12 protein-coding genes and 1 pseudogene are annotated in these 13,489 nt (G+C 72.8%); 12 read left to right on the top strand and 1 reads right to left on the bottom strand.

All coding sequences use genetic code 11. The features are described 5' to 3' along the window. Window positions 1–63: 63 nt before the first annotated feature. The 10 genes and pseudogenes from spoIVB (at window position 64) to LIP_RS12045 (ending at window position 10,185) form a co-directional block, all read left to right on the top strand. The gene (gene spoIVB, locus LIP_RS12090) at window positions 64–1,377 is read left to right on the top strand and encodes a SpoIVB peptidase (protein WP_158509673.1); all 1,314 of its coding nucleotides are present in this window, start codon (window positions 64–66) and stop codon (window positions 1,375–1,377) included. A 72-nt stretch (window positions 1,378–1,449) separates the two neighbouring features. Further along, complete coding sequence (gene spo0A / locus LIP_RS12085) at window positions 1,450–2,226, top strand: sporulation transcription factor Spo0A (RefSeq protein ID WP_068138736.1); 777 nt, start codon at window positions 1,450–1,452, stop codon at window positions 2,224–2,226. Further along, complete coding sequence (steA, locus tag LIP_RS12080; RefSeq protein ID WP_068138732.1) at window positions 2,226–3,383, top strand: putative cytokinetic ring protein SteA; 1,158 nt, start codon at window positions 2,226–2,228, stop codon at window positions 3,381–3,383. Before spo0A ends, steA begins: the two co-directional genes overlap by 1 nt. A gap of 20 nt (window positions 3,384–3,403) precedes the next feature. Next, window positions 3,404–4,144: a copper transporter gene (locus tag LIP_RS20070; RefSeq protein WP_068138729.1), complete on the top strand. Its 741-nt coding sequence runs from the start codon at window positions 3,404–3,406 to the stop codon at window positions 4,142–4,144. Further along, complete coding sequence (locus tag LIP_RS12070) at window positions 4,141–4,830, top strand: glycosyltransferase family 2 protein (RefSeq protein ID WP_068138726.1); 690 nt, start codon at window positions 4,141–4,143, stop codon at window positions 4,828–4,830. The genes LIP_RS20070 and LIP_RS12070 overlap by 4 nt, the downstream gene beginning before the upstream one ends. A 4-nt stretch (window positions 4,831–4,834) precedes the next feature. Next, on the top strand, window positions 4,835–5,749 hold the full coding sequence (locus LIP_RS12065) for a hypothetical protein (protein ID WP_068138723.1): 915 nt from the start codon (window positions 4,835–4,837) through the stop codon (window positions 5,747–5,749). A 30-nt stretch (window positions 5,750–5,779) separates the two neighbouring features. Beyond that, complete coding sequence (locus tag LIP_RS12060) at window positions 5,780–7,918, top strand: ATP-dependent DNA helicase (RefSeq protein ID WP_068138720.1); 2,139 nt, start codon at window positions 5,780–5,782, stop codon at window positions 7,916–7,918. A gap of 162 nt (window positions 7,919–8,080) precedes the next feature. Next, a pseudogene (locus tag LIP_RS12055) lies at window positions 8,081–8,440 on the top strand (cell wall hydrolase); the annotation flags it as partial. A 96-nt stretch (window positions 8,441–8,536) separates the two neighbouring features. Beyond that, window positions 8,537–9,382 carry a polysaccharide deacetylase family protein gene (locus tag LIP_RS12050; RefSeq protein WP_068138716.1) on the top strand — a complete coding sequence of 282 codons (846 nt, stop codon included), beginning with the start codon at window positions 8,537–8,539 and terminating at the stop codon, window positions 9,380–9,382. Beyond that, the gene (locus LIP_RS12045; RefSeq protein WP_068138714.1) at window positions 9,379–10,185 is read left to right on the top strand and encodes a polysaccharide deacetylase family protein; all 807 of its coding nucleotides are present in this window, start codon (window positions 9,379–9,381) and stop codon (window positions 10,183–10,185) included. The genes LIP_RS12050 and LIP_RS12045 overlap by 4 nt, the downstream gene beginning before the upstream one ends. 24 nt (window positions 10,186–10,209) lie before the next feature. On the opposite strand, the gene LIP_RS12040 is transcribed toward LIP_RS12045, so the two are convergent. After that, window positions 10,210–11,511 carry a glycosyl hydrolase family 18 protein gene (locus LIP_RS12040; RefSeq protein ID WP_068138711.1) on the bottom strand — a complete coding sequence of 434 codons (1,302 nt, stop codon included), beginning with the start codon at window positions 11,509–11,511 and terminating at the stop codon, window positions 10,210–10,212. Window positions 11,512–11,713: 202 nt separating this feature from the next. On the opposite strand from LIP_RS12040, the gene LIP_RS12035 reads away from it, so the two are divergent. After that, complete coding sequence (locus LIP_RS12035) at window positions 11,714–13,012, top strand: M16 family metallopeptidase (RefSeq protein ID WP_068138708.1); 1,299 nt, start codon at window positions 11,714–11,716, stop codon at window positions 13,010–13,012. Between the two features lie 61 nt (window positions 13,013–13,073). Then, entirely contained in the window at window positions 13,074–13,436 is a 363-nt protein-coding gene (locus LIP_RS12030; RefSeq protein ID WP_068138705.1) for a dUTPase, read from the top strand. Window positions 13,437–13,489 lie beyond the last annotated feature (53 nt).

Here is a 13,489-nt window from a genome sequence, read left to right as displayed (position 1 = left end):
GGCAGTCTAGCAGGTGTTCCCGCACCTGCTCAGGCTGGGAGGCCGCCCGCTGGGGGGATCTCGGTGCCTTTGCGCCGACTCGGCCGGAGCCTGTCCTTGCTGGCCCTCATCTTGCTCGCCCTGGCCCTTCCAGGACTCTTCCGCCTCGCAACCTCGCCTTCCCACCTGCGGCTCCTTCCCGGGGAGCCGTACCCGCTCCAGGCCGGTCTCCTCTACCGCTGGGTCGACGCGGAGGGCCGGGGCTGGCTATCCCCCAGCGTCCGCGGCCTCCGCCTCCAGGGCGAGGCGCTGGGCCAGGGCCGTCTCGAGCTCCGCTTCCTGGGGTGGGTCCCGCTGGGGACCATGCAGGTGTCGGTGGTTCCCCGGGTGCAGATGGTGCCCGGCGGGCAGTCCATCGGGGTGGTGACGGCGCCTCGAGGGCTGGTGGTCGAGCGGACCATCCGCGTCCGGGCCGCGACGGGGAACGAGCAGAGCCCCGCCGCCGAGGCGGGCGTCCAGGAAGGTGACCGCCTCCTGGCCGTGGATGGGCAGCCCGTGCAGCGGGCGACGGAGGTGGAGCGCCTCGCCCGCCTGGCCGGTCGTGCGGGCCGCGAGGTGAGCCTGCAGGTGGAGCGGGGCAGCGACCGGCTCACCCTGCGCGTCCGCCCGGTCCGCGTGCAGGAGGGCGATCAGGAGCTTTATCTCCTGGGCATCGTCCTCCAGGAGGCAACGGCCGGGGTGGGGACCCTCACCTTCTTCGACCCCGAGCGGGACCTCTTCGCCGCCCTGGGGCACCAGGTGACGGACACCCAGGAACGGCCCGTGACCCTCCACGACGGGCAGATCGTCGCAGCCCGGGTGGAGGGTCTGCGTCCCAGCCTCAGCGGCGAGCCGGGCGAGAAGGTGGGCGTGCTGGACAGCGGCGGGTCCCTGGGGGTCATCGAGAAGAACACACCTTTCGGGATCTACGGCCGGCTGCTGCGCGAGCCGCCGCCGGGGGCCGTGAACCGGCCCGTTCCCGTCGCGCTGGCCCAGGAGGTGCGCCCCGGCCCCGCCCAGATGCTCACGGTCCTGGACGATCAGCGGGTGGAGACCTTCGAGGTGGAGATCCTGGAAGTGCGCGGCCAGCGGGCGCCCAGCGATCGGGGCCTGGTGCTGGAGATCACCGATCCCCGCCTCCTGGCCCGGACCGACGGCATCGTCCAGGGGATGTCGGGGAGCCCCATCCTGCAGGGGGGCCGCCTGGTGGGGGCGCTCACCCACGTCTTCGTCAACGACCCCCGACGGGGGTTCGGGATCCTGGCCGAGTGGATGGTCTACGAAACAGGGCTCGACGGCGCGCTGCCCACGCCCGAGGCTCGACAGGGTGCGCCCGGTGAAAGGAGGAAGGCGTCGTGAAGGAGAATTCGGTAGACTGGGCCAGGGACGGCCCTGCAACCATCGCGCGCACGCGGGAAGGGAGGCCGGGGGGTGGCGATCCGGGTGATGGTGGCCGATGACAACGCCCACTTCAGCCGCCTCTTGCAGCGCGGCATCGAGGGCGAGCCCGACATGGAGTGGGCCGGGGCGGTCGAGGACGGGCGCAGCGCGCTGGCCTTCCTGCCCGTCTGGCAGCCCGACGTGCTCGTCCTCGACCTGGTGATGCCCCACCTGGATGGCTTCGGGGTGCTGGAGCAGCTCCGGCGCGACGGGGACGGGGCCACGGGGAAGATCAAGGTCGTGGTGGTGAGCGCGTTCGGTCAGGAGGATCTGATCGAGCGCGCCATGGGTCTGGGCGCCCACTACTACTGCATGAAGCCCATGGAGATGGGCATTCTGCTGCAGCGGATCCGGGAGGCGGTACGTCGCCCCGATCCCGTGCCCCGCCGGGTGCGGGACCCGCGCCTGGAGGAGCACGTCGCCCGCATGATGAGCGACCTGGGGGTGCCCGCCCACTACAAGGGATACCTCTACCTGCGGGAGGCGATCATGCAGGTGAGCGAGCAGCCCGAGCTCCTCTCGCGGGTCACCAAGGGCCTCTATCCCAACGTGGCCCGCCGCTTCGGCACCACCGCCGACAAGGTGGAACGGGCCATCCGGCACGCCATCGAGGCCACCTGGACCCGGGGCAACCTGCCGCGGCTGAACGAGATCTTCACCTATGCGGTGGACATGCGCACCGGCAAGCCGACCAACTCTTCCTTCATCGCCCGCATGGCCGACGAGGTCTCCCTGGCGGCACGTAACGGCCGGGGGCTGGGTGCCTGATGGTCACCCGGCCCGGCGGAACGGTGGCCGACGTCCCCGTCGCGGAAGGGATCGCCCGGGTGGACCGGGTGACCAAGCACCTGGTGGAGCGCCTCCATCCTGGGGAGATCGCGGTGGTCGACCACCCGGACATGGACGGGCTGGCCGCGGAGGCCCTGGTGCGGTGCCGGCCCGCGGCCGTGGTGAACGCGAGCTCCTTCCTTACGGGCCGGTTTCCGGCGCAGGGCCCGTGGTTGCTCTGGGAGGCGGGTCTTCCCCTCCTGGAAGAGGCGGGGCCCGACGTGCTGGACGCCGTGCGCGAAGGGGACGTGCTCCGGGTGGAGGGAGGCACCCTTCGCAGCGCGACGGGATGGCGGGGCGCGGCGGTGCCGGTCTCCCAGGCGTCGCTGGAGGCCCGGTGGAACCAGGGGCAGGCCCACCTGGACGAAGAGTTGCGTAAATTCATCGAAAATACCTTACAATATGCCCTGCGGGAGCAGGATGCCGTTCTCAGGCCGCTGGCCCACCCGCCCCTGCGGACCCGACTGCACGGCCGCCACGCGCTGGTGGTGGTCCGGGGGCGCGGGTTCCGGGACGACCTGCGAGCCATTCGCCCCTACCTGGCGGAGGTGCGCCCCGTGACCCTGGCCGTGGACGGCGGGGCCGACGCGCTCTTGGAGGAAGGCATCACCCCGGACCTGATCGTGGGCGACTTCGACTCGGTCTCGGACCGGGCCCTCACCTGCGGCGCGGAGCTGGTGGTGCACGCCTACGCGGACGGGCGGGCACCGGGGCTCGACCGGGTCCTGGCGGCGGGCCGGGCGGCCCACGTGGTGCCCATGGTGGGCACCAGCGAAGACCTGGCCATGATGCTCGCCCACCAGGAGGGTGCCGAGCTGATCGTGGCCGTCGGCTCGCACTCGAACCTCATCGACTTCCTGGAGAAGGGCCGGAGCGGCATGGCGAGCACCTTGCTGGTCCGTACCAAGCTGGGCCCCCGGCTGGTGGACGCCCGGGGGGTAAGCCGGCTTTACCAGGCCCGCCCCCGCGCATCCTACTGGGTGGGGCTGATGGCCGCAGCCCTGCTCCCCCTGCTGGTGGTGGTGCTCCTGGCCCCGCCCGTGCGGGAGGCGGTACGGCTGGTCTGGCTGCAGCTCAGGATCTGGGCGGGATGGTGAGGGCCTGAGGAGGCGGCTGTGTGGTGGAGTGGCGAAGCCACCTGGCCTCGCTCGGAGCCGTCTTTTTGGCGCTGGCGCTGGGCATGGTGATCGGGCTGGGGTTGGGCGGGGACGACGCGTGGATCCAGCGCCAGCAGGCGGCGTTGGACCGGATCGAAGACGAGCTGAACGCGAGCCGCGAGGCCCAGCATGCGTTGCTGGAGCGCGAGGCGCGGCTGACGCAGGAGGCGGCGGGGTGGCGGGCCTTCGGCGCCGAGGTCCTTCCTCTTCTGGTGAAGGGACGGCTGGAAGGCCGCACGGTGGGGGTGGTGACCGCCCCGGATCACCGGGCGCCGGCCGGGCTGCTGGAGGTCCTGCGCCTTTCAGGCGCCCGGGTGGTGAGCCTCCCCTGGGGCCGCCCGGCCGCGGCGCCGGACCCTGCCGCACGCCCGGCCCCGGGCGAAGACCAAAGCCCGCAGGCGGCCGGCCGGGGCTCCCGGGGGGCGGCCGAGGTCGACGCGCTGGTGGTGGTGGCCGGAACCGGGTTCCAGGGGGAGGGCCTGACCCCCACGGCCCTCCTGCCCGCGACGGCGCCGGCCGCAGCCTTCCCGCTGCTGGCCCTGCCCGACCGCTTCCCGGACCGGGAGCTCCCCTTGCCTGACGGGTGGGCCGCCGTGGGCCCACTGGACCACCCCGTGGCCGCGGTGGCGGTGGTCCTGGGGCTGGCGGCCCGGCGCCCCGGTCGCTACGGGTGGGCCTCGGAAGGCCCCCGGCTGCCGTGACCGCGGGAGATCGAGACAGCGGTCCGGCGCGGGTCGCGGGGGTGGTGCCGGCCCGGAACGAGGAGCCTTGCTTGGGGTCCACCCTGGCCGCCCTGGCCTCCCTGCCCCTGGAGGAGGTGGTGGTGGTCGACGACGGCTCCACCGATGGGACGGCTGACGTGGCTGCGCAGGCCGGCGCGCGGGTGGTGCGGTGGGCGGGGAGCCACGGAAAGGGCCAAGCCATGGAGGCGGGGTGGCGCGCCACGGAGTCCGGCATCGTCCTCTTCCTGGACGCGGACCTGGAGGAGACCGCAGCCCGGCTCTGGCCGCTGGTGGAGGCGGTGGCAGGCGGCCAGGCCGACGTGGCCGTGGCCGCGTTCAGCGGCGGGGGTGGGGGCTTCGGCCTGGCCAGCGGGGTGGCGCGCTGGGGGATCCGCCGCCTGACGGGGTTCGTCGCCGGGGCGCCCCTGTCGGGCCAGAGGGCGGTGCGGCGGGCCGTGCTGGAGCGGGTGGCCCCCCTGGCCTCCGGGTTCGGGGTGGAGGTGGGCCTGACGGTGGACGCCCTGCGCGCGGGCTTCCGGGTGGTGGAGGTCGCCATCCCCCTCCGGCACCGGGCCACAGGGCGGGACCTGGCGGGCTTCCTCCACCGGGGCCGGCAGCTGGCGGCCATCCTTCGGGTTCTGGCGGCGCGGCTAGGGAGGGGGTAGGGCGATGGCATGGCCTTGGCTCCTCGCGGCGGCCGCGGCCTGGGCCGGGAGCCGGCTCCTGGGCCGGGCGATCCTCGGCTGGAGCCGGGAGCGCCACCTGGGGGTCACCAACTACCGCGGCCGCTGGGTGCCCTTGGGGCTGGGCGTCGCCTGGGCGCTCGCGGCCGCGGCGGCCCTCTGGGCGGTGGGGGCGCTCGTGGCGCTGCCCTGGAGCTCTCCTGGGGCGGGAGCCCTTCCGGGCCGGGCCGCGGCGGCCACGGGCACCGGGGTGGCCCTGGCCGCCTGGATCCTGTGGGCGGCCCTGGTGGGCTGGATCGACGACCTCCTGGGCGACGGGAGCAGCCGGGGCCTGCGGGGGCACGGCCGGGCCCTCGCGGAGGGGCGGCTCACCACGGGTGCCCTGAAGGTCTTCCTGCTGGGTGCCGGTGCGTTGCTGGCCGCGGCATCCGGTTCCTGGACGGGCGCTGCGCCGGGGGCGTTCGCGCTGCTTGCCGGAGCCGTTCTCCTGGCCCTGACGGCGAACGCCGTCAACCTGCTGGACGTGCGGCCGGGCCGGGCCCTCAAGGTCGCGCTCCTGCTCCTGGCCGTGGCCTTCGTTGCCGACCCGCGTTCGGCGTTGCCCACCCTGCCGGGCGCGGCAGCCGCGCTGGGGATCTTGGGGTGGGACCTGCGGGAAGAGGGGGTCCTGGGGGACGCGGGGGCCAATGCCCTCGGCGCCCTGGCGGGCTGGGTGGCCTGGCGCGCCCTGCCCCCGGGGGCGTGGGTGCTGCTGCTGGCGGCGCTGGTCGGCCTTCACCTCTACACCGAGCGGGCCTCGCTCTCGGAGCGGATCGAAGGCTCCCCCCTGCTGCGGTGGCTGGACCGGCTGGGGCGGTTGGAGACGGGCCCGGAAGGGGAGGGAGGGGGGGCGTCGAAGTGATCCAGCATCGAAGGTGGAGGAGGCCGGCCGGTGGGATGGGTGCGGGAGGCGGAAGACTTCTTCCGGGCCGACGGTCCGCTCGCCCGTGCGCTCCCGCAGTACGAGTGGCGACCCCAGCAGGCCCGCATGGCCCGCCAGGTGGCCCTGGTGCTCGAGGGCAGCGCCGGCCCGCCGGCTGCGGTGGCCCTCATCGAGGCGGGGACCGGAACGGGGAAGTCGTTGGCCTACCTGGTTCCCGCCCTCTTCTACGCTCACGCCACCGGCGAGCGGGTGGTGGTCTCCACCCAGACCATCCCCCTGCAGGAGCAGCTGGTCTCCAAGGACCTCCCGTCGCTGCAAGAGGTCCTGCCCTTCTCGTTCACCCACGCCCTGGTGAAGGGGTGGGCCAACTACCTTTGCCTGCTCAGGCTCGAGCGGATCCGCAGCCGCCCCGAGGAGCAGGACGAGGAGACCGAGGACGAGCTTCAGGCCCTGGCCGCGTGGGCCGATGAGGTCGATGAGGGGAGCCGTTCGGAGCTCCCCTTCGAGCCCACCGCGGAGCTCTGGGAGGAGGTCTCGGCCGACCCCGACGCCTGCCTGCGGGCCGACTGCCCCCTCTTCCAGCGATGCCACTTCTTCCAGGCCCGGCGGAAGATGGAAGGCGCGCAGCTCCTGGTGGTCAACCACCACCTGCTCCTGGCCGATGCGGTGGTGAGGCAGGCGGTGGGGTGGGAGTCCGATCGGGCGGTGCTGCCCGTCTACGGCTGTGTGATCCTGGACGAGGCCCACCACCTGGAGGAGACGGCCAGCGCCCACCTGGGGCGCCAGCTCACCCGGCGCGGGGTGGAGCGCCTCCTGCACCGGCTGCACCGGAGCCGGGGCAACCGGGGCGGCCTCCTGGCCACCGCACGGCTGCTGGCCGGCGAGGCGGCAGACCGTGAGGCCAAGGAGCTCCTGGAGCTGCTGGACTGGCAGATCCTGCCCGCTACCCGCCGGGCGGGCGAGCAGGCCGAGGCCCTCTTCGACGGCCTGGCCGCCTGGGCTGCCCGGGCCGACGGCCTGCGGGTGATCCGCCCGGGAGAGCTTCCCGAGCGGCTCGAGCGGCTGGCCCGGGAGGCGGCGGGGGACTGGACTGCCCTGGCCGGCCTCCTGGACCGGTTCCGGGCGGACCTGAAGGGATTCGCCCCGGCCCGGGAGGAGCGAGGCCGGGCGGTGCTGGCCGAGCTGGAAGGGGTGGACCTGGCCCTCCGCCGGCAGGCGGAGGACCTGGAGGCGATCCTTCAGGCGGAGGGTCCCGACGAGGTGCACTGGCTGGAGGGCGGCCGGGCCGGGGTGAAGCTCCGCTCCGCTCCCGTGGAGGTGGGCCCGCTCCTGCAAAGGGCCCTCTTCGACCAGCTTGCGGGGGTGGTGGCCACCTCGGCCACCCTCACCGTGGACGGGCGCTTCGACTACCTGGTGGAGCGCCTGGGGCTGGAGGAGTGCCGCCAGGATGGGCGCCTGCTTGAGGAGGTGATCGAGTCGCCCTTCGATTACGCCGCCCAGGCGCTCCTGGCCGTGGCCGAGGACCTGCCCGAGCCGGGCGTGCCAGGTTTCGCCGACGCCGTGGCGGAGACACTGGAGCTCCTGGTGCCGGCGGTGTCGGGGGGCACCCTGGTGCTCTTCACCTCCTACCAGATGCTCGAGGAGGCCGGGCGGGCGCTGGAGGGGCGGCTGCCGGCCGACCGCGGCCTCATGCGCCAGGGCGACCTGCCCCGCAGCCAGCTCCTGGACCGGTTGCGCTCCGAACCGGGTGCCGTCTGCCTGGCCACCGCGAGCTTCTGGGAAGGCGTGGACCTGCCGGGGCAGGCCCTGGAGCTGGTGGTGATCGCCCGTCTTCCCTTCGCGGTACCCACCGAGCCGGTGGTGGCGGCGCGCATCGAGCGGCTCCGGCGCCTGGGACGGGACGCCTTCGCGGCCTACCAGCTTCCCGAGATGGTCCTCCGGCTGAAGCAGGGCTTTGGCCGCCTCATCCGCCACCGAACCGACCGGGGGGCGGTGGTGGTGCTGGACGGGCGCGTCACCCGGCGCCGGTACGGCCAGACGGTCCTCGCGTCGCTGCCCCCGGCGAGCCTCGTGCGGGGCGGCCGGCAGGCGATCTCCGAGGCGGTGCGGCGCTGGCTGGCTGAAGGCCCTCGTGAGGTGGCCGGCTGATGCTGAGCCTGGACGTGGAGCGTGGGCGCGATGAAACCTGAGCACCTCTGGTGGGCCTTGCTGGCCCTCATCCTCATCCAGACCGTCGCAGGCGGCGGCGACGGCCAGGCGCGTGGCCCAGGCCTGGAGCGGGCGCGCCCCACGGCGCCCGTCCACGCGACCGCGGCCGATCGCCACCTGCTGGCCTGGCTGGTCTACTGGGAGGCCCGGGGCGAGCCCTTCGAGGGGCAGGTGGCCGTGGCCGCGGTGGTCCTCAACCGGGTCCGCCACCCCGACTTCCCCGACAGCATCCGAGGCGTGGTCTTCCAGCCAGGCCAGTTCCAACCCCTGGACACCCACCGGTACAGCGCCTCGGCGCAGATCCCGCCGAACATCTACCAGGCCGTCGACCTGGCCCTGGGCGGCAGCGATCCCAGCATGGGGGCGCTCTTCTTCTACAACCCCCGCCTCACCCGGAACCCATCTTTCTGGGCCGGACGCCCCGTCGTGCGGAAGATCGGCAACCACGTCTTCACCCGGTAGGACCGCCTCCCCGGGCCCGTCCCCGCTCCCCAGGACCTTCTAGCGCCGCTTTCCCCCGAATAGGCTCCACCCGAGAGCCGGACGGGGGGAGCGAGCATGGTCGTCGTGCTGCGGCGGAGGTGGGCCCTCCTCGCGCTCCTGGGGCTGGTGCTGGCAGGATCCAGCCTCGTCCACTTCGGGGCGGAGCCGGTCTGGACCGCCACCAGCCGGCTCCTCTTCGCACGGCTGGTGCCCATCTACAAGGTGGACCGCAAGGAGCCCTGGGTGGCTCTCTCCTTCGACGCCACCTGGGGGACCGAGAACACCGACCGCCTCCTGGAGATCCTGAGCCGCTACGGGGTGAGGACCACCTTCTTCCTGGCAGGCAACTGGGTCGAAGAGTACCCCGAGTACGTCCGGAAGATCGCCGAGGCGGGCCACGAGATCGGCAACCACAGCTACGCGCACGGCCACATGGCCTCCATGAGCGAGTACGAGGTCCGCGAGGACCTGGAGCGCAACGGAGCGATGATCGAGCGGCTGACGGGGCAGAAGCCCGTGCTCTTCCGGCCGCCCTTCGGCGAGTACGACGACCAGCTGGTCCGGGTCTCGCAGGAGATGGGGCTCTACCCCGTCCAGTGGTCCATCGACTCCCTGGATTGGAAGGACCTTTCAGCCGACGCCATGATCCAGCGGGCGCTGAGTCGGCTGGGGCCGGGAGACATCATCCTCTTCCACAACGCGGGCCGCCACACCCCCGAGGCGATCGAACGGCTGATCCCCGAGATCCAGAAGCGGGGATACCGGATCGTGCCCGTCTCGGAGCTGATCTACCGCCGGAACTACACCATCGAAGGGCACTCGGGGGTGCAGAGGGCCCTGCCCGAACCCCCGCCGCGGCCCGAGCCGGCACCGGGTGCTCCTCGCACCTCCAAGCCTCCGGGGGAAGGAGGATCCCGATGAGGCGGCGCCGGGTCCGCTTCTGGGCCGTTCGTCTCGATCGTCTCGTGGACGGGTCGCTCCTGGTCGCAGCGGCCCTGGTGGTGGTCGCGGCGTGGTACGGAGCCACGCTGGAGCCGGGGTGGGGGAGCCTGGGGGTGCTCGCACCGCTGGAGCCGCTCCGCCCGGACCGGGCCGTCTACCGGGTGCCCACCCGGGAGCCGTGGGTCGCGCTGGCGGTGAACGTGGACTGGGGCGACGAGGTGCTCCCGCAGATGCTCGACCTCTTCAAGCGGGAAGGGGTTCGGGTCACCTTCTTCCCCACGGGCCGGTGGGCCTCGCACTCCCCCGGGCTGGTGCGCCGGATGGCGGCCGACGGGCACGAGGTGGGCAACCACGGGTTCACCCACGACCACCCCCGGGCCTTGGCCGACGGCGACCTGGCCCGCCTGATCCGGCAGAACGAGGAGCTGATCGCCTCCCTTGCGGGGGAGCAGCCCCGCCTCTTCGCCCCACCCTACGGCGAGGTGGACGACCGGGTGGCCCGGGTCGCCTCGGACCTGGGATACTGGACGGTCATGTGGACCATCGACACCATCGACTGGCAACGGCCAGCGCCGGCCCGCATCGTGCAGCGGGTGGTACCCCGGCTGGCGGCGGGAGCCATCGTGCTCATGCACCCCACCGAGCCGACGCTGGCCGCGCTTCCTGAGATCCTGGCGGCCATCCGCGAGAAGGGCCTGGCAGTGGTCCCCGTGGGACAGCTCATCGAGCAGGGGAGCTTGAAGGAGCCGAAGGAGGCTGCACCTGTCGAGCCCCGGGCGTGAGCGGCCGGCCCGGATCCCCCGGCCTCATCCCCCGGTCAGGAGGCTCCAGCTTCCCGCATCCTCCTGCCCCAGGCGCCAGAGGGCCACGCCGCCTAGACCGTAGCGGTCCGCGATCCGCAGCTTGTAGCCCAGGCTCTGCTGGTCCTCGAACCAGACCTGGTTGCCCGAGCCGTAGGCGAAGTAGGGCGTCTTGGCACTCGAATCCCAGTGGAGGGAGACGCCGGGGGAGCGGCGGCGTTCCTCGTCCAGGAGGGCGAGCACCTGAGCGTGGGTGAGCACTCGGGCCGTGCCCGCGCGGGGCCAGTCGTAGCCGTACCCGGCCAGCCCCAGGAGGACCTTGTCGGGAGCGAACCCGGCCGAGAGCGCGTACTGGACCACCTCCTCCACCCAGGGGGCCGAGGCGATGGGCCCGGGCGAGCCCGTGCGGTGGTGCTGATCGTAGGTCATCAGCACGGCCCGGTCCAGGTTCGGGGCGAGGGCGGGGTAGTCGAAGGCGCCCGACCACGCGTGGCTGGGGCGGTCTTCGGTCTTGGCGGGGAGGGCCATGGAGAGCTCCAACCCCTGGCCGCGGAGGCTCTGGGAGAGCTCGGCCACGAAGGCGGTCAAGAAGGGACGGTCCAGCGGCGGCACGTTCTCCAGGTCCAGGTGGATCCCTTGCGCCCCCCACGCCTTGGCCTGGGCCACCATCGCCTCGGCCGCCCGCTCCCTGGCCTGCGGGTCGCGCAGCAGGTCGTGGACGATCTGGTCGTCGAAGCGCCCGTTCCGGTAGTTCTGGACCAGAAGGTGGGTCCCCAGGCCGGTGGCGCCTGCCCGCTGGAGGACGCGGGCCAGCTCGGCCTCGCTGAGGCCGTCGGCCACGGCCAGCCGCCCCTGCCCGTCGACGGTGAAGCTCCACGGAACCACGGCGGAGAGGCGGTCCGCGTTGACCTCGAAGGAGGACCAGGAGGAGAGGGAGGGCCCCTCGACGTAGTAGCCCCACACCTCCCGGCGACCCTCGCGCTCGTTCAGGGAGGGAACGCCCACCATCATCCCCGAGAGCCAGCCTTCCCGGCCGTCGGGGAGCTGGACCTGGACCCAGCGCCCCGCCTGCCCTACCTGGGTCACCCGGCTGCCCCGGCTGAGCACGGCGAGCTTCTCCGTGCTTCCGGGGGCCTCGCGGACCCATGCCTGGTCGGAGCGCACCTCCACCACGTTTCCTTCGCCAGCAGGAGCCTCCACGGGCGGGGACGAGGGCGGCACGGCTGGCGGCGCTGCTCTTCCGCCTCCCAGGAGCCCGCCCAGGGCGAGGAGTCCGATGATGGCCAGAGAGAGGGTGTTGGTCGACATGGGAGCCTCCTGGTCCGGTGGTTGGCGGGACGGGCGGTCGGGCCGCCGCGGCTGCGTCTGACCAACACTTCGGCGCGGGGCTCAGACTGCCTCTTGGAAAGGTGCGGCGGAGATGGGGGGATGCACCAGGGAACGCGACCGGTTGAAGGCGCCCCCGCGAGCCCGTATAATGGAAGGCGATCCCCGGCGAAAGGGGCCTTCCATGAGCGTTCAACGAAGCATCCTTCCTTCCGGCGTCCGCGTGGTGAGCGAGCGCCTGCCAGGCGTCCGCTCGGCCGCGGTCGGGGCCTGGGTGGGGACCGGCTCGCGCCACGAGCGCCCCACCGAGGCGGGCATCTCGCACCTGGTGGAGCACCTCCTCTTCAAGGGGACCGAGCGCTTCAGCGCGCAGGAGATCTCCGAGCGCATCGAGGCCACGGGCGGCGAGATCAACGCGTTCACCACCCGGGAGGAGACCTGCTACCACGCCACGGTACCGAGCGACCGCCTGGAGGTGGCCCTGGATCTCCTGGGCCAGATGCTCACGGCCCCCCTCCTGGATCCGGAGCACCTCGAGATGGAGAAGCAGGTGGTGCTGGACGAGATCAGCATGTACGAGGACGACTCGGAGGAGCTGGTCCAGGACCTGATCCTGGAGGCGACCCTGGGGCTGAACGGGCTCAGCCGGGGGGTGCTTGGCCGGGCCTCCACCCTGCGCCGCCTGGGACGACCCCAGGTGGAGCGCTACATGGCCGAGCGCTACACCGCTGACAACCTGGTGGTGGCGGCCGCCGGCCAGGTGGAGCACGAGTGGCTCTGCCGGCAGGTCGAGCACCGTTTTGCGTCGCTGCCCGCCAAGCGGCACGACCTGCCCACCTCTGTCCGGGCGAACCCTGAGCCGGGCACGGTGATCCGCCGGCGCGAGGCGGAACAGGTCCACCTCTGCCTGGGTGTTCCGGGCCTGCCGCGGGAGCACGACGACCAGTACGCCCTGGCTGTCCTCGAGACGCTGGTGGGCGGCGGCACAAGCTCCCACCTCTTCCAGGAGCTGCGGGAGAAGCGGGGTCTGGTCTACTCCACCTACGCCTACCACGCGGGCTTCGCGGAGACCGGCGTCTTCGTCCTCTACGCGGGGTGCCGCCCCTCCAACCTGGAACCCGTGAGCGAGATGCTGCGGGCCGAGCTGGACCGCCTCTCCCACGGCGAGGTCGACCGGGCCGAGGTCGAGCGGGCCCGGGAGCAGCTTCGGGGCGCGTACCTGCTGGGCTCCGAGGGCAGCGTGAACCGCATGTTCCAGCTGGGCCAGGGGGAGCTCCTCCTGGGCCGGGTGGTGGAGCAGGAAGAGTACCTGGAGGAGCTGAACCGGGTGAACCTCCGGCAGGTGCGCCGCCTGGCCCGACAGCTCTTCCAGCCGGAGCGGGTCGGCATGGCCGTGGCGGGCGCCCCCCCGCGCGGGTGGGCCGTCCGCCTGGAGGGAAGAGGTCCCGCCCGGACCCGGATCCGGAGGCCCCGGCGCCGGTAGGTAGCCGCCCGGCCGCTCGCTGGAACCAGTCCGGCGGGCCTACGCCCCGAGGAGGGATCGCTTGGACCGCCTGGACGAGCTCTTCCGCCTGCAGGCCGCCTTCGACGAGGAGGTGGCCCGGCGGCGCAACCTCTCCTTCGACCCCGCCACATGGGTTCAGAAGGAGGTCCTGGCCATGGTGAGCGAGCTGGCCGAGATCCTGGACGAGGTCAGCTTCAAGTGGTGGAAGGACCCCCGCCCCTTGGATCACGGGAGGCTCACCGAGGAGATGGTGGACCTCCTCCACTTCTTCCTCTCCACCTGCCTGAAGCTGGGTATCACCCCCGACGAGCTCTTCGAGGCCTACCGCGCCAAGAACGAGGAGAACTTCCGCCGCCAGCGGGGCGAGTCCGACCGGCCGGGATACCACGCTCCGGCCCGTTGACACCGGGCGGTTTCCACTTTATGGTTGAAGGGCAGGCACCCTTGCCATGACCT

Source organism: Limnochorda pilosa, assembly GCF_001544015.1.
In the GTDB taxonomy this organism is placed as follows: domain Bacteria; phylum Bacillota; class Limnochordia; order Limnochordales; family Limnochordaceae; genus Limnochorda; species Limnochorda pilosa.
This window is presented reverse-complemented; position numbering and strand designations above follow the sequence as displayed.